Source organism: Flavobacterium artemisiae, assembly GCF_042678225.1.
GTDB lineage: Bacteria > Bacteroidota > Bacteroidia > Flavobacteriales > Flavobacteriaceae > Flavobacterium > Flavobacterium artemisiae.
In genome coordinates this window covers 515,485-541,318 of the sequence record NZ_JBHUDZ010000016.1, presented here as the reverse complement: position 1 = coordinate 541,318, position 25,834 = coordinate 515,485, and the positions used below count along the sequence as shown (strand labels likewise).

The 25,834-nt window shown below is 35.9% G+C and carries 26 protein-coding genes, 1 tRNA gene and 1 pseudogene; 19 read left to right on the top strand and 9 right to left on the bottom strand.

Going from position 1 to position 25,834, the window contains the following annotated elements; translation table 11 throughout:
- Positions 1-317 precede the first annotated feature (317 nt).
- Together xseA and xseB are read left to right on the top strand one after the other, a co-directional pair.
- Positions 318-1,754, top strand: a complete 1,437-nt coding sequence (xseA, locus tag ACFSC2_RS18640; protein WP_379815855.1) for an exodeoxyribonuclease VII large subunit — start codon at positions 318-320, stop codon at positions 1,752-1,754.
- On the top strand, positions 1,729-1,941 hold the full coding sequence (xseB, locus tag ACFSC2_RS18635; protein ID WP_317047944.1) for an exodeoxyribonuclease VII small subunit: 213 nt from the start codon (positions 1,729-1,731) through the stop codon (positions 1,939-1,941). The genes xseA and xseB overlap by 26 nt, the downstream gene beginning before the upstream one ends.
- Positions 1,942-1,993: 52 nt before the next feature.
- Here xseB and ACFSC2_RS18630 read toward each other — a convergent pair whose 3' ends face one another.
- On the bottom strand, positions 1,994-4,318 hold the full coding sequence (locus ACFSC2_RS18630) for an ATP-dependent helicase (protein WP_379815854.1): 2,325 nt from the start codon (positions 4,316-4,318) through the stop codon (positions 1,994-1,996).
- Between the two features lie 221 nt (positions 4,319-4,539).
- Between ACFSC2_RS18630 and ACFSC2_RS18625 the strand changes: the two genes are divergently transcribed.
- From ACFSC2_RS18625 to ACFSC2_RS18615, 3 genes are all read left to right on the top strand, one after another.
- Entirely contained in the window at positions 4,540-5,004 is a 465-nt protein-coding gene (locus ACFSC2_RS18625) for a hypothetical protein (protein ID WP_379815853.1), read from the top strand.
- A 67-nt stretch (positions 5,005-5,071) separates the two neighbouring features.
- A complete protein-coding gene (locus ACFSC2_RS18620) occupies positions 5,072-5,464 on the top strand; it encodes a hypothetical protein (RefSeq protein WP_379815852.1) in 393 nt (130 codons plus the stop codon).
- A 14-nt stretch (positions 5,465-5,478) separates the two neighbouring features.
- Entirely contained in the window at positions 5,479-5,913 is a 435-nt protein-coding gene (locus ACFSC2_RS18615; protein WP_379815851.1) for a DUF1810 domain-containing protein, read from the top strand.
- Positions 5,914-5,962: 49 nt separating this feature from the next.
- On the opposite strand, the gene ACFSC2_RS18610 is transcribed toward ACFSC2_RS18615, so the two are convergent.
- Positions 5,963-6,853, bottom strand: coding sequence for a type IV secretory system conjugative DNA transfer family protein (locus ACFSC2_RS18610; RefSeq protein ID WP_379815848.1), 891 nt, complete (start codon positions 6,851-6,853; stop codon positions 5,963-5,965).
- Between the two features lie 28 nt (positions 6,854-6,881).
- On the opposite strand from ACFSC2_RS18610, the gene ACFSC2_RS18605 reads away from it, so the two are divergent.
- The 3 genes from ACFSC2_RS18605 (at position 6,882) to ACFSC2_RS18595 (ending at position 7,865) form a co-directional block, all read left to right on the top strand.
- Complete coding sequence (locus tag ACFSC2_RS18605) at positions 6,882-7,208, top strand: hypothetical protein (RefSeq protein ID WP_379815847.1); 327 nt, start codon at positions 6,882-6,884, stop codon at positions 7,206-7,208.
- Between the two features lie 22 nt (positions 7,209-7,230).
- A complete protein-coding gene (locus tag ACFSC2_RS18600) occupies positions 7,231-7,518 on the top strand; it encodes a hypothetical protein (RefSeq protein ID WP_379815846.1) in 288 nt (95 codons plus the stop codon).
- Positions 7,519-7,601: 83 nt separating this feature from the next.
- Positions 7,602-7,865, top strand: a complete 264-nt coding sequence (locus tag ACFSC2_RS18595) for a DNA-binding protein (protein ID WP_379815845.1) — start codon at positions 7,602-7,604, stop codon at positions 7,863-7,865.
- Positions 7,866-8,225: 360 nt separating this feature from the next.
- Here the strand turns inward: ACFSC2_RS18595 and ACFSC2_RS18590 are convergent, their stop codons facing one another.
- The 6 genes and pseudogenes from ACFSC2_RS18590 to ACFSC2_RS18565 form a co-directional block, all read right to left on the bottom strand.
- The gene (locus tag ACFSC2_RS18590) at positions 8,226-9,533 is read right to left on the bottom strand and encodes a site-specific integrase (protein ID WP_379815844.1); all 1,308 of its coding nucleotides are present in this window, start codon (positions 9,531-9,533) and stop codon (positions 8,226-8,228) included.
- A gap of 291 nt (positions 9,534-9,824) precedes the next feature.
- Positions 9,825-9,905 (bottom strand) — tRNA-Tyr (locus ACFSC2_RS18585).
- Positions 9,906-10,377: 472 nt separating this feature from the next.
- Positions 10,378-10,764, bottom strand: a pseudogene (locus ACFSC2_RS18580) (peroxiredoxin family protein); the annotation flags it as partial.
- An 18-nt stretch (positions 10,765-10,782) separates the two neighbouring features.
- Positions 10,783-11,544 (bottom strand): DUF4369 domain-containing protein, encoded by a 762-nt coding sequence (locus tag ACFSC2_RS18575; RefSeq protein WP_379815843.1) that lies wholly within the window; start codon positions 11,542-11,544, stop codon positions 10,783-10,785.
- Positions 11,545-11,805: 261 nt separating this feature from the next.
- A complete protein-coding gene (locus ACFSC2_RS18570) occupies positions 11,806-12,246 on the bottom strand; it encodes a KTSC domain-containing protein (protein WP_379815842.1) in 441 nt (146 codons plus the stop codon).
- A gap of 697 nt (positions 12,247-12,943) precedes the next feature.
- Entirely contained in the window at positions 12,944-13,189 is a 246-nt protein-coding gene (locus tag ACFSC2_RS18565; RefSeq protein WP_379815841.1) for a hypothetical protein, read from the bottom strand.
- An 85-nt stretch (positions 13,190-13,274) separates the two neighbouring features.
- Here ACFSC2_RS18565 and ACFSC2_RS18560 point away from each other — a divergent pair, with 85 nt between their 5' ends.
- From ACFSC2_RS18560 to ACFSC2_RS18520, 9 genes are all read left to right on the top strand, one after another.
- Complete coding sequence (locus tag ACFSC2_RS18560) at positions 13,275-13,817, top strand: hypothetical protein (protein WP_379815840.1); 543 nt, start codon at positions 13,275-13,277, stop codon at positions 13,815-13,817.
- A complete protein-coding gene (locus ACFSC2_RS18555) occupies positions 13,818-13,958 on the top strand; it encodes a hypothetical protein (RefSeq protein ID WP_379815839.1) in 141 nt (46 codons plus the stop codon). It begins immediately after the preceding gene.
- A gap of 115 nt (positions 13,959-14,073) precedes the next feature.
- Positions 14,074-14,307 carry a hypothetical protein gene (locus tag ACFSC2_RS18550; RefSeq protein WP_379815838.1) on the top strand — a complete coding sequence of 78 codons (234 nt, stop codon included), beginning with the start codon at positions 14,074-14,076 and terminating at the stop codon, positions 14,305-14,307.
- Entirely contained in the window at positions 14,297-14,677 is a 381-nt protein-coding gene (locus tag ACFSC2_RS18545; RefSeq protein WP_379815837.1) for a YchJ family protein, read from the top strand. Before ACFSC2_RS18550 ends, ACFSC2_RS18545 begins: the two co-directional genes overlap by 11 nt.
- Before the next feature lie 106 nt (positions 14,678-14,783).
- Entirely contained in the window at positions 14,784-15,902 is a 1,119-nt protein-coding gene (locus ACFSC2_RS18540) for a vWA domain-containing protein (protein WP_379815836.1), read from the top strand.
- Positions 15,903-16,037: 135 nt separating this feature from the next.
- A complete protein-coding gene (locus tag ACFSC2_RS18535) occupies positions 16,038-17,501 on the top strand; it encodes a MoxR family ATPase (RefSeq protein ID WP_379815834.1) in 1,464 nt (487 codons plus the stop codon).
- A gap of 341 nt (positions 17,502-17,842) precedes the next feature.
- A complete protein-coding gene (locus ACFSC2_RS18530; protein WP_379815833.1) occupies positions 17,843-18,697 on the top strand; it encodes an EamA family transporter in 855 nt (284 codons plus the stop codon).
- 454 nt (positions 18,698-19,151) lie between these two features.
- A complete protein-coding gene (locus tag ACFSC2_RS18525; RefSeq protein ID WP_379815832.1) occupies positions 19,152-20,438 on the top strand; it encodes a Glu/Leu/Phe/Val family dehydrogenase in 1,287 nt (428 codons plus the stop codon).
- 132 nt (positions 20,439-20,570) lie between these two features.
- Entirely contained in the window at positions 20,571-21,794 is a 1,224-nt protein-coding gene (locus tag ACFSC2_RS18520; RefSeq protein ID WP_379815831.1) for a sterol desaturase family protein, read from the top strand.
- Between the two features lie 245 nt (positions 21,795-22,039).
- Here the strand turns inward: ACFSC2_RS18520 and ACFSC2_RS18515 are convergent, their stop codons facing one another.
- The gene (locus ACFSC2_RS18515; RefSeq protein WP_379815830.1) at positions 22,040-23,638 is read right to left on the bottom strand and encodes a DUF6377 domain-containing protein; all 1,599 of its coding nucleotides are present in this window, start codon (positions 23,636-23,638) and stop codon (positions 22,040-22,042) included.
- 479 nt (positions 23,639-24,117) lie between these two features.
- Here ACFSC2_RS18515 and ACFSC2_RS18510 point away from each other — a divergent pair, with 479 nt between their 5' ends.
- Complete coding sequence (locus ACFSC2_RS18510; protein ID WP_379815829.1) at positions 24,118-24,639, top strand: DUF5004 domain-containing protein; 522 nt, start codon at positions 24,118-24,120, stop codon at positions 24,637-24,639.
- An 8-nt stretch (positions 24,640-24,647) separates the two neighbouring features.
- On the top strand, positions 24,648-25,730 hold the full coding sequence (locus ACFSC2_RS18505; RefSeq protein ID WP_379815828.1) for a hypothetical protein: 1,083 nt from the start codon (positions 24,648-24,650) through the stop codon (positions 25,728-25,730).
- The last annotated feature ends 104 nt before the right edge of the window (positions 25,731-25,834 follow it).

The window sequence follows — 25,834 nt, the reverse complement described above, 5'->3', positions numbered from 1 at the left end:
TTTAAGTGAATACTTTTCTGTTTTTTCTCAAGCCCCGCATGAAATTTTCCAAAAGAAAAACGGGAAAAAAGAAAGCACAAAATCAAGCATCCGATAAAGGATCCGGAGTGCTATAAGTCCCGAAGGGCGGCAAGGCCGTTATGCGCATGCAGGAGCCTGCGGGTGCTATTTTCGCGGCACTTTTAATCCGTTTTTATTGTGAATTTCCCTATATGATTTTTGCAGCAGTTTTTCAGTGTTTTAGTATCTGATGGATTATCCTTACCTTAGCTGTGCGGAATAATCAAAGCCAAGAGCCGCAGTTTCACCTTTACTCTATGGGACCGGAAAACTTTATCACACTCTCTCAGCTAAACTATCAGATCCATCAGGCCATCAGCGAGCGTTTCAAGGGACGCACCTACTGGGTAGTGGCGGATGTGACAAGCCATACCTATAAGGCAGATAAAAAGATCCATTACTTTGAGCTTGTTGAGAAAGGGGAGAAAAACAGCGCGATCACAGCCAAGATCATGGGAAAAGCGTGGGGGGAAGGTGCTGTAAGGCTGTCTGATTTCCAAGAAAAGACAGGACAGGTATTTACCAATAATCTTCATGTGCTGGTACAGGTAAGCGTGGATTACCATGCGCTGTACGGACTGTCTGTTAATGTTTTGGACATAGATGTCAATTTTACCCTGGGTGTTTTGGAGCAGCAGCGCAATGCAACCTTAAAAAGATTGGAAGCAGAAAATGATTTTATCACCAAAACGCCTGATGGCTACTCCACACTGAACAGCCGTCTTATACTGCCCCTTGCCATGCAGAGGCTTGCTGTGATATCGGCCAGCAATTCGGCGGGGAATGAAGATTTCAGGCATACCCTGAAGCATAATGATTTTGGCTATTCTTTTCAGATCGATGATTATTACACCGTAGTGCAGGGAGACAACAACGCCAAACTGTTTTTAAATAAGCTCATAGAAGTATACAATACAGGCATAGCGTACGATGCCATAATCATTATAAGGGGAGGAGGCGCGCAGTCGGATTTTCTGATTTTTGACAATTACCAGATAGGACGTGCCGTGGCTAAATTTCCGATTCCTGTCATAACGGGAATCGGGCATCAGAAAAATGTCTCCATAGTGGATCTTATGGCGCATACCAGCACCAAAACACCTACTAAAGCTGCAGAGTTTATCATCGCCCACAACCGAAGTTTCGAGATGGGGCTGCTTTCACTGCAGCAGAATATCGTCATCAGATCGCAGCAGCTTTTTATCGGCCATTTCAGAATGCTTGAAGAGCTTAAAAGAAATATTTCCAGAAACGCAACAGGGCTTGTTGGCCTTCACAAGGAAAAGCTGGCAAGCGTCAATCAGAAGCTTGCAGCGGACAGCAGAGGCATACTTTATCAGCACATCCGTGAGTTATCGCTTATGGCACAGAGTGCGGCGCAGATTTCACGCAGCCTGCTTGCCCGCAAAAGAAGCGATATTGATCATCTTGCCGGAAACTTGAAACGATCTGCGGCAGGATATCTTAAAACCAGAAGCATGCATCTTGAACATATGCAGAAAAGCATCAGGATGATGTCTCCGCAGAACATACTTAAGAAGGGCTATGCCATTGTAAAGGCAGGCGGCGGGATTGCCAGCAACACTGAAAATATAAAAGAAGGGGACAATATAGAAGTGATCCTTTATGATACCATACTAAAAAGCACCGTTAGGGAAAAAATACAATATGATGGAAGAGAAACTGACCTATGAGGCGGCTTGGAGCGAGCTGACCGCCATTTCAAAAGAAATAGAAAATGAGACTATCTCAGTGGATGAGCTTGCATCGAAAGTCAAGAGGGCCTCAGAATTAATCGCCTTCTGCCAGGGCAGGCTTAAAGCCACTGAGGCAGAAGTGGGAAAGATTATAGACGGCATGGAAAATCAGCAGAAGGAATAACAGTTCTGCTTCACAAGCCAGTATGATATTGCCAAAGCGATTACGGGATCATCTACTCCGGCCATTTTTTTTCACTGTCAGCGCTTTGGCCAAATATGCGTGAAGAATTGCCTTCTTTATCCAAAATGTCCTGCGGAGAATCATTATCTTCAAAGGGATCCGGCGTGTTCTTTAAGCTGTCATGCAGTTCCAGCAGATCGGCAGGTGATGCAGGGTCTTCTTGCGCATCGGATACGGCCGTAAGAAAACGGAAAGCAAAATCAATAGGCTTTTCCTTATCCATTTCAAAAAAGTGCACGATGTACTGGTTCTTCTCCAGATCAACTGATTCTATCCTTCCTTTATTCCATACGGGATGCATTACAAAATCTCCCTGTTTGAATGCCGTATCTTCGCTGTTTTTTGAAGCTGCAGCAGATGATTGCGCCGCCTGAAGAATTTCAGGGGAAAGCTTTCCCTTGCGCACATAAAATTCCTCTTTTATTTCAAACAGGAATCTTGAAGGGTACTTGTTGAGTCCCGTGGTAAAATTAAACCCTTCCGAGTCGGTCATATAGAACCTCTTTTCGGCTCTTGTAACCGCCACGTACATTAATCTTCTTTCCTCCTCAATTGCCCTTTTTCTTCTTTCTTTAATCGAAAGCGCGCTTGGCAGCACCCCTTCGGTAAAACCGCACAGGAATACATAAGGAAATTCAAGACCTTTAGAGATGTGGATGGTCATCAGGCGAACCTTGTCCTGATTTTCCGTATCTTTATCAAGATCGGTATAGAGTGCTATTTCCTGCAGGTATTCCACAATATTGACAGGCGCGTTATTTTCTTTCTCCAGCAGCATCATGGAGCTTACAAGCTCTTTTATATTTTCAAGCCTGTCTTCATCGCCGTCTTTGCGGTAGAGTTCGGAGAGCCCGCTTTTGTCGAGTATGATCTTGACCAGATCCGAGATGGAATTCTGAGCTGCCTCTTTTTTAAGTTCTGAAACCAAAAATAGAAAATCTGAAGCCCCTTTCTTATTCAGTTCTTTGTCTTCAATATTGCGCTGCAGCGCATCAAGCAGGGAAAGGTTCTGCTCGGCTGCCAGAAAGCTCAGCCTTTCCAGAAACTTTTTGCCCAGTCCGCGGGACGGATGGTTGAACATGCGCAGAAAGGAAAAATTGTCCCCCTGTACAATAAGCCTTAAGAAGGAAAGCACATCCTTGATTTCCTTTCGTTCGAAAAAACGCACGCCGCCAAATATGGCATAAGGAATGTTTTCCTTAATGAGCGCCTGCTCAATATTTCTGGAAAGATGATTGGAACGGTATAAAATGGTTATATCGGAATAGGACGCATTTTCTGTTTTAAGGATTTCTTTGATTTCCGAAGCCACCCAAATCGTTTCCTCAAAGTCATTTTTGCCATGAAAATGAACCACTTCAACCCCTTCTGGATTCTCAGTGACCATATCCTTATCAACTCTTACCTTATTGTTTTTAATGATATGGTTGCCGACTTTTAGTATGTTTGGCGTTGAGCGGTAATTCTGGTTCATTATTATGGTCTTCGTATCAGGAAACATCCTGTCAAATTCCACAAGGTATTCCGGTTTGGCACCTCTCCATTCATAGATGGTCTGGTCGGGATCTCCTACAAGAAACAAGTTCTGGTGCACACGCGAGAGCATTTCCACCAGATGGAACTGGCTGTCGGAGCTGTCCTGGGCCTCATCCACCTGTATATAATGCATCATTTCCTGCCATTTGGCAAGCACGTCGGGATTGCTATCCAGTATAAATGCCGTAAAATGGATCAGGTCATCAAAATCCAGTGCGTAGTTCCGCTTCTGCTTATCAAGGTATTTTTGGTAGACCTGGCTGGAAAGCGAATCTTTTTCGTCGGGAGTGAAGCTTTTATTTTCAATCATATAGCCCAAGTAATCCGAGGTGCTTTTCTGTTTGGAGATAAATCTTAAGACCTGCTTGAAAGTCAGGTTTTTGGAATTGATGTCCAATTCGGTGAACACATCGCGAAGGATGGTTTTCTGGTCTTCTGCATCCAGTATGATAAAATTCTTCGGATAGTGTATTTTATTGATTTCCTCACGCAGAAACCTCACACAGAAACCGTGGTAGGTTGTGATGAAGCTGACATCATAAAGATCGCCGATCAGCGCTTTAACCCTTTTTTTCATTTCTTGCGCCGCCTTGTTGGTAAAAGTCACGCAGAGAATATTGGATGAGTTGATTCCCAGCCGGTCCACTATATAAGCAAAACGTGAGGTCAGCGCCTTGGTTTTTCCAGATCCGGCTCCTGCAATAACTCTTACATAGCCTTCAGTGGTTTTTACTGCCTGAAGCTGTTTTGGGTTTAAATTTTCTAATATTGGATCGGTCATATTCAAAATATTTGGCAGGAAGCATCTAAGGAAAAGACTCCGCTTCCACAAATTTAAGCAATAAATTTCAAGAGTTTAAAACCAAAACATTCCTTTCTCACAGTTTATGTGCTATGTATAAGATTTACGATGCCATGCAAAACAGTTGAACAGGTTTCTTTTAAGGTTGGCTGCAATCAAAAATTTCGCTAATTTTATATATAACTTAAATAAAGCAGTGTATGAATGTTGACTATCAGGATGTTAATGTTTTTGAAGTGGATTATATATACCGGATCCAGACCTTTGAAAAGTATCTGGCCGATCCGAATGCTTCACAGGAACATTATGCGCACTATAAAACAGGACTGATTCCCGATATTTTTTATGGACATAATATGCCTGAAGTGATGAACCTTTTCAGAAAGCAGTTTCTTGAAATAAAGTCGGGGCTCGAAAGGTATGAGATCCATAACAATAATGATTTTCCAATGCTCAAATCAATTGTAAACACCGAAAGGGATCTGCGCAAAATACTCGATGACAGCCAGCTTAAGGATTATACGGTATTGCTGGAGCGCTGCTTCGACGGCCAGAAACTCGATGCGAAAGCCGCAGCGGTCAGCCGGTTTTATCTGGCGACTCCAATGTTGAAAAGCTATATTTTTCAAATTGAAAAAATATTCGGGAAAGGCATTCTTGACTGACTCTGAAAAGTTATGTGAAAAACTAGGGACATTGCCACAATAGGTATGGAAATTAAGTTTGCCATTTATGGAAGGACATTTTGAAGATCTCGCATTAACTGTCAGGGCAAAGAATCTGCAGGTTCCTTATCATCTGAAGGACGAATGCCTGTTTTTGACTGTCCGCACTGATGTTCTCGGACTGCTTTGCGACCCCGGAACTGAAATTTACTCCTTTGGTCCAGCGCCCGACAATACAGCCGATGGAAACGATGAACTTTTGGAGGATGGAGTATTCTACCGAATTATCGGCTATCAGAATAATCTGGGGATCAATCTGCAAAGTTCTGCAGAAGAAATATTAGGTGCATTCCATTATCTGATTAAAAATTTCGAGCCCAGATGGACGACAATCTTCACAGAGGAGGGGCCAGCCAAAAAAGAGATAACAATTGAGATGATGTATCAGCAAGTATTTTGAAAAAGCAGCTAATTATGAATCTAGATGATAGTATTGAGCGCTATTTATCTGCACAGGAAAATGTCTATGAGCAGGCTTTGGATGAAATAAAAAAAGGAAAGAAGCAAAGCCATTGGATGTGGTTTATTTTTCCTCAGCTCAGAGGACTAGGTTTTACGGATTACAATATCTATTACGGCATTGAAGACCTGAAGGAAGCCGAGCAGTACCTGAGCCATCCGATATTAGGAAAACGACTTGTGGAAATTACCGAGGCCATGCTTCAAATCAAAAATAAGACGGCGTTGGAAATCCTTGGCAGGCCAGATGAGAGAAAACTGAAATCCTGCATGACCCTGTTCAGTCTGCTGCCGGAAGCGCCAGAATATTTTGCGAAGGTGCTTGAAAAATATTATGGAGGAGAGAAGGACGAAAAGACCCTGCAGCTTTTAAAAGGCTCCACCGGCTAAAAAAGTTTTTCTTCTCTCTGCCTCATGAAAGTTTAAATGTATTTAATGATTACTTTTTCTTTTTGATAACTAAATGTGAAAGGGCAGGGTCATGAATAAGACGCTCCATTTCTGAATTGACTATTTCGGATATATCATCTTTTATCTGGAGATAATTTCGTTCAATCATGGTATTGTTTATAATGCGCACCGGGCTTATTCCCTGATATGAGTTTTCTTCTTTTTTAAGCTGTTCGCGATTATTGATTATCTCCGAATGGAATGTTTTCAGCTCAATTTTACAGTCGGGATTATCGGCTGTAATGCCGACAAACTCACCAGAGCTCAAACATGAAATCTTCGAAGCAGGCACTGCAGCTTCCAGCTGTTTTGATCTGCTGATTGAGGTATCCGAGCTGTTTATGGAAATGCTCTCGCGGTCCTGCATTATTTTTCCAAACCGTTCAGAGAGCTGTTTTGCCGTATCGCCGTTTACCTGTCCGCTGATGATATTTCCCGTGATATTGAGTATGACATCAGCCTGCTCGCGGCCGTAATCCTTGCGCAGCTGGCTGAAGTCCTGAATCCCCAGACAGGTGCTTACCTTATTGCTTCTGGCCGTCGCTATAAGGCTGTCCATATTATTGAGATAGATGGTCGGAAATTCATCAAATATTAGACTGCTTTTGATCCTGTCTTTCTGGTTCACCTGCTTGATGAGCCTGCTTACATAAAGCGAGAGAACTGCGCCATAGGTCTGGATTTTAAGCGGGTTATTTCCCATGCAGACTATCTTTGGGTCTTCAGGATTATTTATGTCAAGAGTGAAGTCATTTCCAGAGAGCACATAGTAAAGCTGCGCACTGGAAAGCCTTGCCATTGATATCTTAGCGGATGCTATCTGCCCTTCCAGCTGTTCCATGACATTCTGAAGGTAGGCACGGAAACAATTTAACCTCAATGATAAAGACCTTAATGAAAATTTCCGGATGCATGAATTTCCGGATGCATATGGCTACAATGTAAGCAATGCTTTAAGAACAGTTCCCCTTAAAAATGATGATTACGAAACATTCGAATCGCTGGCTGATTCTTTGAAAAAGGGCAGAAGGGAAGAAGCAGTACTACTGATTGAGGGAAGGGAAATGAAGGTTTTTTTGGAAGCAAATCCGCGCTTTAAGACATTGACTTTCTATAATGACAGGATGCAGAAGCTTAGTTTTACGGAAATTAAAAATGGCTGTAAAATTAGTCCTGTTCTAAAAACGCAGCAGAATATTGAGACGCACAACGCAAAAAAGTCGCATCATATGTGATGTTTACTAATCTTGTATAATTATGGAAAATCTTAAACTTTTATCAGGATTTTTTCAGGCAATTGAAAATGACTTTAGGGTCGGTACAACTCATATAGCAATTTTCGCAGCACTGCTTCAGTTTCGTGCAAGTAAAGATTTTATCAATCCTATTCAGGCTTACAGCATAGAAATCCAGAGTATTGCGAAGGTCATGTCTCATAAAACCTATCAAAAATGTATGCGTGAATTGGATGACTACGGCTATCTGATTTATGTGCCTACAAAGAATAAGAACAGAAGGAGCAGTATTTATTTTCACTTGGAATAAGCCGTGCTGTAAATCCAGAAATTAGACAGAGTTTTGCTTAAAAGCAGATGATAGAATATTATATGGCATTAAACCAGAATTTTATGGAGGAATTTATAACTAAAGATGATTTAAGACAATTCGGGCTTTTGATGGCCAATACAGTGCGCACTGCTGTTGCTGAAGCATTAGAGCTAAAAAATACTGACAAGGAATCGGAGTGGATGAAGAGTAAAGATGTCCGAAGGCTGCTTGATATTTCCGCAGGTTCAGTCCAGAATCTTAGAACGTCACAAAAAGTACGTTTTAAAAAGGTGCTTGGATCTTATTACTATAATAGAGAAGATATTCATAAACTTTTTTTGTGATGACAAAGATTAATAAATTGAAAGAAAGCTATATAATGAGTTTTTTGTCCATGTATGCTAATGATCCCAAACTAAATGTATGGCATCTGTCAATTTTGACAGCTATACTAGGGTTAGGATACAAGCAGGGGCAGAGGAGAAGGATAAAGGTCAGCCGCAGCAAAATTATGGAGATGTCGCACGTAAATACGCTGCCTACTTATCATAAGTATTTTAAACAGCTTCAGGATTTAGGATATATCAAGTATACCCCATCTTATCATCCGGGGTATAAAAGTGAAGTTAAACTCTATAAAAAGAGGCTATCTCAACAATTTTGAGATAGCCTCTTTGATTTTAATTAAAATATGAATTTAAGTATCATGAAATTATATTGTATTTCTTTTTTATTGCCTGTATTTCTTTTTCAAGTCTTCCAAGAACCTCTAAATCGGGTTTTGAAATCTTTGAAGCGGTCTTATTCAATTTTTTATTCAAAATGGACATTTCACGGCCAATTGTTGCCTGCTCTGTTATGGCATAAGCTTCAGTCTGTTTTACTGATGCATGGCCAAGCAGTTCTTTAACTACATTTATAGGAACATTGTTATTGAGTGTAACCGTGCTACCGAAAGTCCGGCGTGCCATATGCGTGTTTAGCGTAAAAGGAAAACCACACAATACAGCAATTTCTTTCAGGTACTCGTTCATTTTCTGGTTGGATGAAACAGGAAGCACGGTTCCGCGCTGCATACACAGCGGGTGCTCTTTATATTTTTCAACTATCTTCAGTGCCTGGGGAAGAAGAGGGACATTAAATGATGAGTTTGTTTTCTGCCTTTCAGACATAATCCATAAATTGCCGTCAATGCCCTTTTTTATATCAGTTTTTTTTAATTGATAAGCGTCTATGTACGCCAGTCCGGTGTAGCATTGGAAGACGAACACATCCCTTACGACATTCAGCCTGTCAGTTGTGAAATAGTGGCTTTCCAGTTCGTGCAATTCCTGAACTGTAAGAGGTTTTTTTACCAGTTTTGTTTTTCGGCCCTTAAAGTTCTTAAATGGATCCTTTGTGATCAATTCCTTATCAATTGCGCGTATTACAATCTTTTTGAAATTTGCAATGTATTTAAGGGTGGTGTTGTTGCTGCAGTCGCGAACTGTTCTGAGGTAGAACTCAAAGTCTTTTACAAACTCAAGATTCAAATCAGCAAAATCAAGATCATCTTTTTTAAGTTTGAATCTGATAAATGCTGTCAAGTGGTTTTTAGTGATTGTAAACCGGTCAAGGGTGCCTTTTGCATAGCCTTTTCCAAGAAGCGCCTGCATTTCATCATTATGCTTTTGAAATTCTTCAAGCACCTTAATTTTCGGCGCAGTCCTTCCCAGAACTTCGTCCATAATTTTCTCAGCGGTTATGAGTTTGCCGCTGTACATCATTTCGGTTTTGATTTCATTGATTTTTAAAGTCAGAGAATCCAAAAAGAAGTTTATCGACTTTGCATCTTCCTTTGAGCCGACAGCTCTTTCAAACCTTTGGTCCCATCGTGTGTAATCCCATTTTCTTTTTGTTGAGCTTTCCTTGCGGATGCCGTCAACAGTTATTCTGAAATACACGATCCATTCTTTACTTTCTATTTTGGGTCTTTTTAAAAAGAATCCCAAACCAAAACTGCTTTCCAACATAATCCTACTTTTTAAATTAATAAATGTAGAATAATATTACTGCAAAATCAAGTCGTTAACCTCGTTAACCCCTGTGATATAAGGGATTTTTGCTGTTTCTGGTGCACTTTTCTGCACGCCTGAAAGTGCACCGATTCTGCACCTTTAATTTTGTGAGCTTTTATAAATATTGAAAACAGACCTAAAACGAAAAAGACCCGCAAATCGTTGAATTTGCAGGTCTTCAGACATTTTTTTCGGCTTTTTGAAAAGATTGAAAACTTAATGTTTTCCGCCTTTTCGGCCTTTCCGTGGGGAGAGCAGGATTCGAACCTGCGAAGTTCACACAGCAGATTTACAGTCTGCCCTCGTTGGCCGCTTGAGTATCTCCCCGATCTCTAGCTTGTTGTGCTTAGTTGTTCTTAGCGGTGGCAAAGATAGCAACGTTTTCTAGATTTCCAAACAAAAAAATGACTTAATTTTAAGTTATTTTAAAGTTATTTTTTAATTCGTTGGAATTGAATAAAATAAAAAAACCTTTTTTTTTATTTATTTTAAAAAGTAAGGTTATTTTTACGGTTAATTTACTGATTTCGCTTAGGATTTAATCTTTAATAAAGTCGTCAGTAATTGCTTTTGTTGGTATGTTGAACAAAAATTGACTAAAAAAAAAACACACTTTAATGTTGTTTGAAATTAGCTTTTCTAATTTTTTTAAATCGATGCAAAAGTTTAATTAATAATTAAATAATCTTTTTATGAAGAGTTTTTATTTCTTTTGGATGAATTTTCATTTTATAGTTGAAAGGATATAAAACAAAAAAATCTCCACGAGGGAGATTTTTGATTGTTTTTTATAAGAGGATTATTTTGCTAATAATTCTTGAATCTTAGCTTTTAGTTCAGCACCTCTTAAATCTTGAGCTACTACCTTTCCTGATGCATCAAGAATGAAAGTCGCAGGAATAGACTCAACATTGTATTGTTTTGCGATTGGCTCATCCCAGAATTTTAGGTTAGAAACGTGCGTCCAAGTTAAACCATCTTTCGCAATTGCTTCTTTCCATTTTGCCGCATCTTTATCTAAAGATACACCAATGATATTTAATCCTTTTGAATGTAGTTCTTTATAAATCGCTACAACATTTGGATTTTCTTGTCTGCATGGTCCGCACCACGAAGCCCAGAAATCAACGATAGTAACTTTGCCTAAACTTTCTTTAAGCGAAACTACTTTTCCTTCTGGATTAGGAGCTGAAAAATCTGCTCTTCATTTAGCGCTGCCAACAGGAGCTGCTGATGCACCAACTGCAGGCATTTTTGCTTGACCTAATCTTGTTTTAATTTCTTTTCCAGGAGTAGTATTTTTTACAGACTCATCTAAAGAATTGTAAAGAGCTTCAGCTTTTTTAATATCAGTACTTGGATCATTCAACATACTTTGAACGATTAAAACTGTAATATAAGATTTTGGATGTCCTTCAGCGTAAGCTAAATATTTCTTTTTACTGTTTTCTTGAACTTCAGTCTGAATTGTCATGTATTGTTTCATCAAACCATTGATAGTTGCTGTATCTTTAGCTTCTTGAGCTTGCTGCATCTTTTGGTTATTGTTTTTCTGAAAATCAATTAAACTCTTTTGAGTTTTAGTTAGATCTTCGTTGAATTTTACATATTCTTCGTTGTTGTAAGTTCCAGTAGCTTTAGATTTGTGAATACTGTCTTTATCAATTGCAACATTAATTTCTCCAGTTTCTAAGATAAATGGGAAAGGAGCATTAGCACCTTGAAGAATTAGGGTATGAAAAGCTGGTTCAGTTACTTTTCCTTTTATTTCGAATTTTCCGTTTTCAACTTTTACTGTATCAAGAGAAACTGTCATTCTTGTAGTAGGATCTTGTCCTTGTAAGATGATCGTTTTTCCATTTTCAACCCCAGTTGCAGTACCTGTAATAAGGTATTCTCCGTCTTTAACTTTGCTGCAAGAAATGATCGCTGCAGATGCGGTAAGTACAAAAAGTATTTTTTTCATTATAAAAAATTAATTAGTTAATTGATTTGTGCAACAAAAGTATCTAAAAATATAAAACTTACAGAATTTTGTAACCTAAAATTTTGTTATAGTTTTTTTTGATATAAAACGCCTGAAATCAGCATGTTTGTTGGTTTTATTTGACTTAAAACTCTTAACAAGAAACTTATTTACAGGTTCTCTATTCAATTTTTTAAATTTTGCGCATAAAAAAAGCACTCGTTTAATAGAGTGCTTTTTTGAAAATATAGTGGTGTAAAACTATTCTTGATTTGTTTTCTTTCTCCAAGTAAAAGAGTTTAAGATATGTCTTTTTGCAAATCTTGCTGGAGAATCTGCATTTACCATTTTCACGTAAGTTGCTTTAGGAACACTGATGTATTCGTAAACGCTTCCGTTAGAAAAATCGATAATTAAACGACCTTCAACAAATTTGTAATCTGTAATAGAACAAGTTGAAATTGTTTCTGTGTACTCAGGTAAATTAAGTTTGATAGTATCAGGGTGAATACTTACTAAAAAGTGGTAAGCTTCGATAATTGTTTTACTTTTTTCTTCTGCTTCTTTTAAACCAGCGTCATCTCCTACAAATTTATCTGGATGAGATTCTTTCATCGCATTACGATAAATTGTCTTTAAATCTTTTAACTCTGCAGTTTTTTCTACGTTCAGTAACTTGCGGTATTCAACTATTTTTTTCATAAATAAAAGGTAACTACTTGTCTATTAGTTTGAAATCGATATTAATTAGTTCAAATCGACAAATTTTTTGCAAAGGTACACTTTTTTTTAACTTTTCAGTTTTCATCGAAAAAATATTCAGGAAAGTTGTTTTATTAAAACGTTAAGGAGAGTTTTTTAACCGCAAAGCACGCAAAGGTTTACGCAAAGCGCACAAAGTTTTTATATTTAAGAATAATTAAAATCAAAAAAGTTCGCAAAGCTATGTGTAGACAAAGCTTTGCGAACTTAATATTTAGGTCTAGCATACAGTCCTATAAAGAGAACCTTAGCGTTCTTTGCGTTAAATTATGCTTTCCAACAAAAAACAGAAACCATAAACCTGAAACAAAAAATTATTCCGGTTTATGGTTCGCTTTGTCGAAGTTTCTTGATTTTTTTGGATATTGTTTATAGCTCATATCACTTGGTTTTTTGATTATGATTTAATCGTAATCCAATCATCTTTTTAACCACAAAGAGCACAAAGAATTACGCAAAGGGCACAAATTTTTTATATTTAAGAATAATTAAAATGAAAAAGTTCGCAAAGCTATGTGTAGACAAAGCTTTGCGAACTTAATATTTAGGTCTAGCATACAGTCCTATAAAGAGAACCTTAGCGTTCTTTGCGTTAAATTAAGCATTCCAACAAAAACCTGAAAGCTGAAACAAAAAGTTATTCCGGTTTGTGGTTCGCTTTGTCGAAGTTTCTTGATTTTTTTGGATACTGTTTATAGCTCATATCACTTGGGTTTTCGATTATTGATTTAATCGTAATCCAATCACCTTCTTTAAATTTTGCCTGAACCATTTTATAGTCTAAAAGATATTCACCGCAGAAGTAATTATTATTTTCATCTTTTTCTATAATGCCGGTAAAAACTCCTTTTTGCGGCATTTTTTGATCTGTATCTTTAGACATGATTTTTAGTTTTAAAATTAAAAAGCAAAGGTAAGCATTTAATGTTTGTTTTAGGGAGTTCCATACAATCTGAGTATATTTGCACATGCAGAAAAATTTCAAGCCACACCCAAATTCATTTAAAAATACATTTTGTGCTTTTAATGAAGTACTTCCAGATACTATTATCGGTTTGAAGAAACAATTTGAAAGTAAAGCCGGAAGTACCTATTATTATACTGAAGAAGGAATGTATCGCGTTTCGAATCATTGGGGAAGATTGGCCAATAGTAAATGGCGTTTAGTTGCTCGTGAACCCGAAACAGAATCTAAAACTAAAATAGGTTTTGCAAAATGGGAAGAGTTTTATCCTGACAATGCTGAAGAAAAATTATACTATATAAAAGCCGATTTCGAAAATAATTTGGCCAATTACGAGCATAGAAACAATCCAGAATATGATGGAAAAGCAGTTTTAAGAACAAGTTTGGAAACGACCAAAAGATTAAAACAAATTCGAAATCTACAACAGCTGACCAATTGGGCTAAGCATTTTGATTATGAAGATATTGATGAACTTCGAAAAGAAATCATCAGCGAATTGATTTTTACGGAGGAAACATTAGAACAAATTAAAAGAGAAATATAAATGGGACGCAATAACGAAAAGAATATCAAAAAGCACAACGATAAGCTGCACAAAGCCCAGGCAAAAGCCAAACAAGCCGAAATTGCAAGAAAAGAAAAGTTGAAAGAAATAATCAAAAAATTCAACGAAAGCAAAGAGTAAATATAGTTGCCACGAATTTCAAGAATTAGCACAAATTCAATTTTAAAATATATGTTTAATAGCAGACAAAAAATTAGTGAAAATTTGTGTAATTAGTGGCTAAAAAAATAATCATATGAATACGAAATTTGAAACCCTAAAAGCAGACGTACAGCAAATAATTGATCTAATCGCTGCTAAAAATGATAGAGAAGCCAACAATAAATTACTAGAAGTAAGCGAAAAATTAGATGAAATGATTGATTTTGCTGAAGAAGACGAAGAAGTGAGAGAAATCACTCGTTACCAAGTTTTGCTGAATCAGCTTCATGTAAAAATTAACGGAGAAGAGCCAGTTGATGGAGAATAAAAAATGCTGCTGTGATACAGGATTAGATTTTGAAAATTGCTGTAATTTATATCTAAGCGGAAAACAAAAAGCGCCTTCAGCATTAGCTTTAATGCGCTCCAGATATTCGGCATATGCTATGCATAACGCAGATTATCTTTTCGAAACCACATATATTTCAGAAAGAAAATATTATTCTAAAGCTGAAATTTTAAGATGGGCAGTTTCTAATAAATGGCAGCAATTAGAGATTTTGAGTTTCACTGATAATACAGTCGAATTCAAAGCTTACTTTTTAGACGCAGCCAATAAACCGCAAGTGCACTACGAATTTTCGACTTTTAAATGTGAAAATGGAGCTTGGTTTTATGTTGATGGAAAGTTTGAATAATTATTATATCTAACACTGTTAGCTATTGATTTTGGTTGAATATTTTAACTAAAAATTAATAAACGATTCTTTTTTCATAATTCTAAAAAGGTGTAATTTTAGAATTATGAAAAACGAATTTAAAAAAGGCTTTTACTTTAAGACCTACGAAGCTCCTTTTCAGTCTCCGTTTGACAAACTTTTTACCATATTTAAAGAGTTGATCACTCATACTTCGGGTGATTTTGATGAAGCAATAAACTGGCTTCGGGAACTGGACAATGAATATAAACTTACCGACGAAAACTATACTATTGATGATTTTATCGAAGACCTTAAGAAAAAAGGATATATCAGAGATGAAGTTAAAGGCGATGGAAGTTCTGGTTTAGGAATCACAGCTAAAACCGAAAGAGCAATTAGACAACAAGCTTTAGATCAGATTTTCGGAAATCTCAAACGTTCTGGAAACGGAAGTCACAAAACCAAACATGCCGGAAACGGTGATGAGCACACAGGCGAATTCCGCGAGTTTAATTTTGGAGACAGCTTGGAAAGAATTTCTTTAACAGAAAGTCTTCGAAACGCACAGATCAATAATGGAGTAGAAGGTTTTAAATTGACCGAAAATGATTTGGTTGTTGAAGAAACGCAATATAAAGCCCAAATGAGTACGGTTTTGATGATCGATATCAGCCACAGTATGATTTTATATGGTGAAGATCGAATCACGCCTGCGAAAAAAGTAGCAATGGCTTTGGCCGAATTAATCACGACGCGTTATCCAAAAGATACACTAGATATTTTGGTTTTCGGAAATGATGCTTGGACAATTCCAATCAAAGATTTGCCGTATTTGCAAGTTGGACCTTATCATACGAATACAGTTGCTGGTTTGCAATTGGCAATGGATATTTTGCGCAGAAAACGAAATACCAACAAACAGATTTTTATGATTACCGATGGAAAGCCGAGCTGTGTTCGCGAGCGCGACGGTTCCTATTATATGAACAGTAACGGACTTGATGAGTATATTGTCGATAAATGCTACACACAGGCACAACAGGCAAGAAAACTTCATATCCCGATTACAACTTTCATGATTGCCAAAGATCCCTATTTACAGCGATTTGTAAATCAGTTTACTGAAGCCAACCAAGGAAAGGCATTTTACACAGGACTAAAAGGTCTTGGAGAAATGATTTTTGAAGATTATGAAACAAATAGAAAAAAAAGAATTAAGTAAGTTTTTGAGGTTCTAAGGTCCTGAGGTGCAAAGGAACAAAGGTTTCTTTGATGATAAATAAAAATCTTAGTCCCTTTGCAACTTAGAACCTTAGCATCTTAAAAAAAAAAATATAACCCGATATCTGAATATACGATGAATATACTTGACATAAAAACATTAGGCGAATTACAAGACGCTGGATATAAAACCAAATCTATCAAAGACGAATTAAGGGAGAATCTGCGTGAAAAAATCAAATCTGGAAAACCGGTTTTTGAAGGTGTTCATGGATTCGAAAATACCGTAATTCCTGAATTAGAACGTGCGATTCTTTCTCGTCATAATATAAACTTACTTGGTCTTCGCGGACAGGCAAAAACACGCTTAGCGCGAAAAATGATCGAATTATTAGACGAATATATTCCGTTTGTGGAAGGTTCTGAGATTAATGATGATCCTTTTAATCCTATTTCGCGTTATGCGAAAGATTTAATTGCAGAAAGAGGTTATCAAACGCCGATTTCTTGGCTGCACAGAAGTGAACGTTTCTTTGAAAAACTGGCAACTCCAGATGTAACCGTTGCCGATTTAATTGGTGATGTTGACCCAATTAAAGCTGCAAATTTAAAATTGTCTTATGCTGACGATCGCGTCATTCATTTCGGAATGATTCCGAGAGCGAACCGTTGTATTTTTGTAATCAACGAATTACCCGATTTGCAGGCAAGAATTCAGGTTGCATTATTTAATATTTTACAAGAAGGCGATATCCAAATTCGTGGATTCAAATTGAGAATGCCTTTAGATATGCAGTTTGTTTTCACTGCAAATCCAGAAGATTATACTAATAGAGGAAGTATTGTTACGCCTCTTAAAGATAGAATTGGCTCTCAGATTTTGACACATTATCCAGAAAGTATTACCATTGCGAGAACCATTACAGAACAAGAATCTAGGTTAGATCAAAATCAAGCCGATTTAGTTTATGTTCCAAGTCTAGCGAGAGATATTTTAGAACAAATTAGTTTTGAAGCTCGTGAAAGCGAATATATCGATAACAAAAGTGGTGTAAGTGCCAGAATGAGTATTACAGCTTTTGAAAACTTAATAAGTACTGCAGAACGTCGTGCATTGCTTTCGGGCGTAGATAAAACGACTTTACGTTTATCAGATTTTATCGGAATCATTCCCGCAATTACAGGAAAAGTAGAGTTGGTTTACGAAGGAGAGCAGGAGGGAGCTGATGTTGTTGCCGAAAGTTTAATTGGTTCTGCAATCAAAACTTTATTCCCAGAATATTTCCCTAAAATCGAAAAATTAGAAAAGCCAGACGAGAAAACGCCTTATTCTGATGTTGTAGAATGGTTTTTCGCAGAAAGCGGTTTCGAATTACTAGACGACGCTTCGGATGCAGCATACAAAAGTATATTAGATGAAGTAACGCCTTTGGATTTGTTATTGAAAAAATACCAGCCGAATTTAGCAAAAGAAGATGTCTATTTTATGAAAGAGTTCGTGCTTTGGGGATTGGTAGAATATAGAAAATTAAGCAAAGACCGATTCGCAAAAGGAAATCAGTTTAGAGATATTTACGGAAGTTATATTAGTAAGTTTTAAAACTATATTTCATCATAAAGTTAAGCCCGACAGATATTTAAGTCTGTTGGGTTTATTTTTTTTTAACACATAGAAACATAGTTTTTTTTAGATTTATAAAAAGGTAATTGAAAGAAACTAGTTTCTCACACATAGATGCATGGCTGTTTGTCAGGATGAAAAACCGAAGAATAATGATTGCTATGTTTGTTTGAATAAGTGAAACGCCTTTTACAGAGATCGATCAACTATGATTCTATGTGTTTAAAAAATTAAACTCAATCTGGTCTACTTAGTTTTTTAAAACCGGCTGAATCATTTTCTCTGCTAATACTGTACTTTTACAATCCAAAAATAAAATTATGTTATTCCTTATATTAAGTATTCTTTGCAGTGTTATTGTCGGTGTGATTTTCAAAATTTCTAGAAAATATAATGCCAATCCTTCGCAGATTATTTCCTTTAATTATATTGTTGCAATTGCACTTTGTTATTTTACCTTTAGTCCAAATCTTCAGGAATTAGACGACAAAGCTCCTTGGGGAATTTATGCAGCTGTTGGAGTTTTACTTCCAATTGTTTTCCTGTTTTTGGCTTTCTCAATAAAATACATGGGAATTGCCAAAACCGATGCAGCACAACGATTATCGCTTTTTATTCCCATTTTAGCCGCGTGGTTATTGTTTGGAGAAGATTTTAATACCTATAAAACCATCGGGATTTTAATTGGTTTTACTGCGCTTTTATTCATTTTAAGAAAACAATCTGATAACAAGGAAAACAAATGGATTTTTCCTGCAGCGGTTTTATTTGGTTTCGGAATTATTGACATTCTTTTCAAAAAAATCGCTTTATATACTGTTGTTCCTTACACGACATCATTATTTTTTGTATTCTTTATTTCGTTTGCGGTTTCTGTATTAATTGTTCTTTATAAAGTAGTTGTTGAAAAAGAGAAACTTGCTGTAAAAAATTTGTTTTTCGGAGCTTTGGTTGGAATCTTCAACTTTAGTAATATCCTATTTTATTTAAAAGCGCATAAAGCTTTTGCAGAAAATCCTTCAACCGTTTTTGCGGGAATGAATATGGGCGTAATTATTTTAGGAACCTTAGTTGGCGCTTTTTTCTTCAAGGAAAAACTTTCTAAAACCAATATTTTGGGATTGTTTTTGGCTTTAATTGCTATTGTTTTCATTGTTTTTTCGCAATTGCAATAATTTTTTTTAAAGTATAATCGGTTAATTTACAGTTGATTTAGTACGATGTTTTTATTTTTATAAAAATTAACTCTACTAATTCTATAGAATTTATAAATATAATTTGTAGCTTTGCTTCAACAATGAAAAACTATAGCCGAAATATGATGACGTTTTTGACCTGCAGCCTTGCGATGTGCTGTATGATGAATCACGTTATGAAATGGCGTTAATAGAGAAAGTACTTGTTAGTTATTTTTTTTTTTTAGCCTTTCATTGCACCATGAAAGGCTTTTTTTTTGAATCATTAAAAAATGAAAATATGAGAACCAATAGAAACATGAAAATTTTGATGCGACGCTGCTTAATAAAGATTCCGTGTTGTTTCAGTTTTATAAATCAAGAATAAGAATTCCTGTAAAACTGTTAATTTTCAATAACTATAAAAAGATAACCCAAACCTAAAAACTATATTATGAGTTCAGAAATTATAAAACAGAATCCGTTTCAATCGATGATTGATCGCTTTAATATCGCTGCAGACATTTTAAATTTAGATGAATCTATTAAACAAAAGCTACAGCGCCCAGAGAAACAAATCACAGTAAATTTTTCTATTGTTTTGGACAACGGAAACGTTCAAAACTTTGAAGGTTACCGTGTCATCCACAATACTGCTTTAGGTCCATCAAAAGGTGGAATTCGCTATGATACTGCTGTAAACTTGGATGAAGTTAAAGCACTTGCCGCCTGGATGACTTGGAAATCTGCTGTAACCGGAATTCCGTTTGGAGGAGCAAAAGGCGGCATTATCTGTGATCCTAGAAATCATTCTAAAACCGAATTAGAAAAAATAACAAGAGCTTACACCAAAGCGTTATCAGATATTTTCGGACCTGAAAAAGATGTTCCTGCGCCGGATATGGGAACTGGTCCAGACGAAATGGGCTGGCTGATGGATGAGTTTTCATTATTGCATGGAAAACCAATTCACGCCGTAGTAACTGGAAAACATCTGCATTCTGGCGGGTCTTTGGGTAGAGTAGAAGCAACGGGAAGAGGCGTAAGCATTATCAGTCTTTTGGCGCTTCAAAAGCTAAAAATCAGACCGGCGAGAGCTACGGCGGCGATCCAAGGTTTTGGAAATGTTGGTTTGCATTCGGCTTTATTTCTTTATGAAAAAGGAGTGAAAATTGTTGCCGTAAGCGATGTTTCTGAAGCTTTTTACAATCCAGACGGATTAAATATTCCGGAGTTGATTTTGTATTACAATCTGAATAACAGAACAATAAAAGGATATCCGAATTCGGTTGCGATTAAACATGAAGATTTATTACTTCTAGAAGTCGATTTGTTGATTCCGGCAGCAAAAGAAGATGTTATTACCCAGAAAAATGCTGGAGATATACAAGCAAGGATTATTGTTGAAGGTGCGAATGGTCCAGTTTCTTCAGATGCAGATCAGATTCTGCATGATAAAAATATATTAGTTGTTCCTGATATTTTGGCCAATGCGGGCGGTGTTACCGTTTCTTATTTCGAATGGCTTCAGAATTCGCTTTTGGAGTCTTGGAGAATCCATCAGATCAATACACGATTGGAGGATATTTTAGAAAAAGGTTTTGATACTGTTTTTAGAGTTGCAGTAAAACACAACGTAACGCCTCGTATTGCGGCTTATATTATTGCTTTGAAAAAAGTAGCCGAAACGCAGTCTGTAAAAGAATTTGCAGTAGAAGCACCACAATATAAACAAAATTAAGATCAGGTTTAGTTAGTTAAGATCATTTTCATTGATTACGTTTTTTTTCTCCCTTTAAAAACGTAATTGGTGGAAATGTCTTTTCGTTTTATTAAATGAATACAAATTTTAGAATCGTAAAGTATTGAAAAGATGAAGAATATTAATTTTCTAGCATTCGCCATGCCGGCCTTTTTTCTTTTTTTATTTTTAGAATATAAGCTTGCCCAACGCAGAAAAAAGCCCGAAATTTTTAATTATGAAAGTTCTGTCTCGAATATTAGTATCGGAATTGCAGAACGTTTGATTAACTTATTTATCGCGGCCAGTTTTTATCAGTTATATTATTTGATTTATGATAATTACAGAATATTCGAAATTCCTAAAAATGCTTTTATCTGGTTTGCCTTAATTCTTGCAACCGATTTTGTGTGGTATTGGTACCATAGATTAGGACATGAAGTCAATTTTTTCTGGGCAGCCCATATTGTACATCATCATAGCGAAGAATTTAATTTTACAGCTGCCGCTAGAATTACCACTTTTCAGGCAATTATTCGAACGGGATTTTGGTGCGTTTTGCCCTTAATTGGTTTTCATCCGTCAATGGTAATTACAATGCTGATTGTTCACGGCGCTTATTCGTTCTTTACACATACACAGCTTATTGGTAAAATAAAATGGCTGGAGTATGTTTTTGTAACGCCTTCGGTTCACGGAGTTCATCACGCTTCTGATGAAAAATACCTAGACAAAAATTACGGAGATATGTTTACGTTTTGGGATCGATTGTTTGGAACTTTTCAAACCGAAGAAGAAAAACCAAAATATGGATTAACGCATCCATTAAAAAGCTATAGCTTCTTATGGCAGCATTTTCATTATTATTTCGAAATCTACGAATTAATGAAACGCTCTAAAGGTTTTAAAGCAAAATGGAAAGCTGTATTTGGAAGCCCCGCCGATATGGACCAGGATATTCGTCCGATTCTAGAAAAACGTTTTCTACAAGATAAAGCGTGTCCGAATCAAAGACTTCGATTTAAAAATTACCTTTATATTCAGTTAGGAATCTGCACACTGATTTTAACCGTTTTTACTTATTATTTTGATTATTTAGAATGGTATGATAAAGTTTTTGTGCTTTCTTTAGTAATCATCACTTTGATCAATTGCGGGGCACTTCTCGAACAACGAAAGTGGATTTATTATTTGGAATATACCCGAATTTTTATGATTACAACGTACTTTTTGTATGAAGAAGATTTGATGATATTTTTCTTTGTGCCAATTGCGATTATGATTTTTGTGGAGCAGTTGTTTTCACTGAGTAAAATTTATCAGAATACGATTCTGCAGTTGGAAAATGCTGATTAAAAAATAGTCCCAGAGGGACGAAATATTTATAGAAAAGATATTTGTTTGACGTAGAAGAGCCCCAGCGGGGTGACATGTAAATAGGATATGTCACCCCGCTGGGGCTCTTTTCTTAATATGTCGTTTGTTTCTATAAATATTAATCTCCTATGGAGCTTTTGTTTGATTGTTGTTTTTTACATCACAAAAAATACCAGCGACTAAAAAAAACTCAGCATCTTAGAATCTCAGAACCTTAGCAACTTTTAAATCGTCTTAATCTCCATAATCTTCTGCTCAAAACTATCTTTAAAATCAGATTTACTTTTAATTCTGGTTTTGTATGTATAAATGGTAGCTACAGAAAGTTCCAGAAACTCAGCCATTTGATTACTGTCTTGAATTCCTAATCGGTACAAAGCAAAAATGCGTAATTCGGTGTTCAAAAGTTCGCCTTTCTTTACAATGCATTTATGATCATTCGGAAAAAGTTTGTTGAATTCCGTTACAAAAGTTGGAAACAATCTCAAGAAGATTTCATCAAATTGATGGAACAAATTTTCACGTTCTTCCTTTACATTATAGCGTTTTAAACTCGCAATAACTTCATCGGTTTTTTTGGTAATGATTTTATGCAGTGTGCTTTTCTGGATATGATCTATTTTATTAATGAAAGCCGAAGTCGCCTTTATAAAATACGTAATATATTCTTCTTTAATGGCATTGGCTTCACTCAGACTCACATTCATTTCCTGTAATTGGAGATACGACGAAGCCATTATTTTACGAGCTTTATTTTTCTCTTTTAATTGTTTGAAGATAATTCCGAGAAAAACAAAAATGATTACCGTAAGAATAGTCAATAGAATAATAATCTTTTCTAGTTTATCATTTTTGTCTTTTACGTTATTCAATTGTGCTTTTTCTATAATAGGAAGAATAGACGAAATCTCAATCTTACGATGTCTGGCGTTGTAAAAAGTCGCGTCGTCCATCGCAATATTGATATATTCATTGGCTTTATCCAAATAACCCATTTTAAAAAGTTCGTTGGCTAGATTTCGAAGCGCTACGGTTTCTTTCGTTGCATTTTTAACATCGGCAATTGCAGCGAGAGCCAGATATTGAATCGCTTTTTTTGTATAACCTCTTTCCGAATAAATATAACCGAGACTCGACGTTGCAATGCCGTAATAATCGGGTGGAAGAGTATAGTTGTTAATCCAATAACTGAAAGCAAATTCGGCACCGCGCCAATCTTGTTGTTTTAAACGTTTTAAACTTTCTGCTGCCCAATATTCGTTGGTATTGGTTCCAATTAACTCCAAGGCTTTTTTTAAGAAATGATTTCCTTGTTGTACATAATGAATATTAAAACGCTGATCTCGATTATAATCGGCTAAATCGTAATAAGCACGGGCTTTTATATTATAATATTCAAATTTGTTTTTGAGATCTAGTTTAGAATCATCAATAACATCTAATGTGTCTATTGCTTCTTTAAAAAGTCCTGACGAAAGCAGTACAAAACCTTCTTTGATACGGCTTTTAGATAAAAATTTCGGGTCTTTTAAAACTTTAGCTTTGATTTTGGCTTCTTCCAAATAATAATAAGCCGAATCATATTTAAAAGATTTGTATTCATCAAACAGCGACATGTAACAGTTATACAGTTCTTCATTGTTTTGATTAAGTGTAAACTTGGATATATTTTTCTTTAAAGCTTCAATTTTGCGATATTTCTGTTTCAGATACACGTCTTTCTTTAAGAGTACCTGATCTAATTCTTCTAAATACGGATTTGTCTCTTTCGCAGTTAAAGACAAACCAATTAGAAAGAAAAGAAGCATCAATATTCTTTGCATGATTTTTTTTGGTTTAGATAAAATTGGTTTTTTGATATAGTTAGTCTAATTCATTTTAAAATTAAAATAAGTTTTGAGATTTTTTGAAATTTCTGTTTTTGAAACTTCTAAATAGTTTAAAAACATCGCTTTAAAAGTCGATTTTTAGTGTAAAATCAAGCGTAAAATGTTAAAAGCAGGTAATTTGTTTGCAATTATACAATAAAAACAAGTTATATATGCGTATAGTGGAAAAAATATATTGATTATTTTTCATATTGTCATTTTTACCATTAAAAAACAGTCGATTTTAATCTAAACACCATCTTGATTTTTTGAGTTTAAAAATATAATTAAATATTTGACAATCAATAATTTAAATTAAAAAATGTTTGTATTTCGTCTTGATTTTTCTCAGATATTTTTTTTAAGATTTATTTAACTTCTAGCTTCGCTCTATCCTTTTGAAAGGGTAACATACTAACAAAAACCAAAAATTTATGAGATGTAAAAGCTTTTACTGGATAGCTTTTTTAATGTGTTTTTTTGCACTTAGCTGCGACAACACAGAAGACGGAAGCTACGTAGATCCGATTACTATTTATGAAAAAGTAAATGGCAATTGGGGATTAACAAATTTGAAAATGGTTGATGAAGTTGCGAAAGCAAATAAAATCGAACCAAGTGAAGAAAACTTGAGTACTTATTTTAACTACGAAGATTTTAAAATCAACTTAAGCGTAGACGAAAATAATAAACCAACAAGTTATCAAGTAACTGGAAATGTTCCGCCATTATTCGCTCCAAAAGGATATTGGGAACTAAGCTCAGATTTCCAGCAGACAAGCGGTGCCGCTGCAAAAATCTATTTGTACAGCGATGCTCAAAAAACACAAAAAACAGACGAATTAAGATTGATTTCGGTTCCTGGTAAAAATGAAGAAATGCAGCTCCAATTGGTGCGTTCTTCTGGCGGAACTCCTTTTGTGTCTTACATATTCAAATTAACTGCTATTAACTAATGAGTGATATGAAAAAGTTTATATATACAATTTTACTAGCCTTTTTAACGGTGCCTAATTTTATTACGGCTCAGGAAAATGCTGGAGCTGTTGGGCCTATGTCATCATCGCCTGCGGTATATAAGTATGATGAAAAAGTAACCTGGTTCTTTGATATGTCTGGAACTACTTTTGCCGAAACAGAAGATTTGTACATCTGGATTTGGTCTCCATCAGAGCCAGATGCTGGAAACTGGGAAAACTCATCTGATTTTGCCAAATTAAAATATGAAGGAAATAAAATCTGGAGTTTTACTTTGACCCCAACGGTTTATTTTTCTAAAACTCCAGCTGAAATTGCTGCAAGTGCAGGATTCTGGTTTCGACTTAAAAATAAAAACGGTTCAAAACAAAGTGACGTAGCCAATATGGCGTATACCGATTTTTCTTCGTTTTATACAGCAAATGAGTTGATTAGATCATATCCGTCAAAACCAACTATTGATAAGCCGGTGAGTATTTTATTTAATTCTAATTTAAAAGCTGGTTTTGCAGGTGTAGAGAGTGTACATTTTCATAGTGGTTTAAATGAATGGGCAATTTTACAAGAATACCAAGCTTGGCTTCCAGAGGTTTCTGAGAAAACAAAACTGAAAGATTTAGGAAATGGTTTTTATAAAATGGATTTGATTCCAAAACAATACTACAATGCTCCTGATGATTTTGTAATGGAGAATATTACTTTCTTAATGGTGGCAAAAGACTGGGTAGCAAATTCTGGAGATCAGATTATTTATGCTGGTGCTTTTGTACCGCCGCCACCGCCCGTGTTTGCATTTTTCCCGCTGCAAATCAGTCAGAAAGATTTTCTTGGAATGTCCAGAAAAAATAATGAGTCAGGTGTAAATAAATTAATTTATACAATTACAGCGGGTGCTAAAGTGATCTCTGGAGAATTTACAGGAGGAACTGCAGAAATTAAAGGATTTGTCAATTTGGTTTCAGAATTAAACGGAGTTCCAAATTTGTCTGAGATTCATGTTTTGGTTAAAGACAACAAAGACAAGACTATCTCGGATACTACAATTCCGCTTAAGACTTTAGACAAATAATTCACTATTAAATTAAAACACCAATTCTAATGAAATGAGCATAAATGAAAAGTTGGTCGTAAAACCAATAGTTGATATGCGAATTACATATGACAGATAAAAAA

Bases quoted from the DNA above. Each gene is read 5' to 3' on its own strand.
- ACFSC2_RS18555 (WP_379815839.1), top strand. From the start codon at position 13,818: ATGGGACGCAATAACGAAAAGAATATCAAAAAGCACAACGATAAGCTG.
- ACFSC2_RS18595 (WP_379815845.1), top strand. From the start codon at position 7,602: ATGGAGGAATTTATAACTAAAGATGATTTAAGACAATTCGGGCTTTTG.
- ACFSC2_RS18510 (WP_379815829.1), top strand. From the start codon at position 24,118: ATGAGATGTAAAAGCTTTTACTGGATAGCTTTTTTAATGTGTTTTTTT.
- ACFSC2_RS18545 (WP_379815837.1), top strand. From the start codon at position 14,297: ATGGAGAATAAAAAATGCTGCTGTGATACAGGATTAGATTTTGAAAAT.
- ACFSC2_RS18590 (WP_379815844.1), bottom strand. From the start codon at position 9,533: ATGTTGGAAAGCAGTTTTGGTTTGGGATTCTTTTTAAAAAGACCCAAA.
- ACFSC2_RS18550 (WP_379815838.1), top strand. From the start codon at position 14,074: ATGAATACGAAATTTGAAACCCTAAAAGCAGACGTACAGCAAATAATT.
- ACFSC2_RS18525 (WP_379815832.1), top strand. From the start codon at position 19,152: ATGAGTTCAGAAATTATAAAACAGAATCCGTTTCAATCGATGATTGAT.
- ACFSC2_RS18600 (WP_379815846.1), top strand. From the start codon at position 7,231: ATGGAAAATCTTAAACTTTTATCAGGATTTTTTCAGGCAATTGAAAAT.
- ACFSC2_RS18520 (WP_379815831.1), top strand. From the start codon at position 20,571: ATGAAGAATATTAATTTTCTAGCATTCGCCATGCCGGCCTTTTTTCTT.
- ACFSC2_RS18570 (WP_379815842.1), bottom strand. From the start codon at position 12,246: ATGAAAAAAATAGTTGAATACCGCAAGTTACTGAACGTAGAAAAAACT.
- ACFSC2_RS18515 (WP_379815830.1), bottom strand. From the start codon at position 23,638: ATGCAAAGAATATTGATGCTTCTTTTCTTTCTAATTGGTTTGTCTTTA.
- ACFSC2_RS18620 (WP_379815852.1), top strand. From the start codon at position 5,072: ATGGAAGGACATTTTGAAGATCTCGCATTAACTGTCAGGGCAAAGAAT.
- ACFSC2_RS18530 (WP_379815833.1), top strand. From the start codon at position 17,843: ATGTTATTCCTTATATTAAGTATTCTTTGCAGTGTTATTGTCGGTGTG.
- ACFSC2_RS18625 (WP_379815853.1), top strand. From the start codon at position 4,540: ATGAATGTTGACTATCAGGATGTTAATGTTTTTGAAGTGGATTATATA.
- ACFSC2_RS18630 (WP_379815854.1), bottom strand. From the start codon at position 4,318: ATGACCGATCCAATATTAGAAAATTTAAACCCAAAACAGCTTCAGGCA.
- xseA (WP_379815855.1), top strand. From the start codon at position 318: ATGGGACCGGAAAACTTTATCACACTCTCTCAGCTAAACTATCAGATC.
- ACFSC2_RS18615 (WP_379815851.1), top strand. From the start codon at position 5,479: ATGAATCTAGATGATAGTATTGAGCGCTATTTATCTGCACAGGAAAAT.
- ACFSC2_RS18565 (WP_379815841.1), bottom strand. From the start codon at position 13,189: ATGTCTAAAGATACAGATCAAAAAATGCCGCAAAAAGGAGTTTTTACC.
- xseB (WP_317047944.1), top strand. From the start codon at position 1,729: ATGATGGAAGAGAAACTGACCTATGAGGCGGCTTGGAGCGAGCTGACC.
- ACFSC2_RS18540 (WP_379815836.1), top strand. From the start codon at position 14,784: ATGAAAAACGAATTTAAAAAAGGCTTTTACTTTAAGACCTACGAAGCT.
- ACFSC2_RS18560 (WP_379815840.1), top strand. From the start codon at position 13,275: ATGCAGAAAAATTTCAAGCCACACCCAAATTCATTTAAAAATACATTT.
- ACFSC2_RS18505 (WP_379815828.1), top strand. From the start codon at position 24,648: ATGAAAAAGTTTATATATACAATTTTACTAGCCTTTTTAACGGTGCCT.
- ACFSC2_RS18535 (WP_379815834.1), top strand. From the start codon at position 16,038: ATGAATATACTTGACATAAAAACATTAGGCGAATTACAAGACGCTGGA.
- ACFSC2_RS18575 (WP_379815843.1), bottom strand. From the start codon at position 11,544: ATGAAAAAAATACTTTTTGTACTTACCGCATCTGCAGCGATCATTTCT.
- ACFSC2_RS18605 (WP_379815847.1), top strand. From the start codon at position 6,882: ATGCATGAATTTCCGGATGCATATGGCTACAATGTAAGCAATGCTTTA.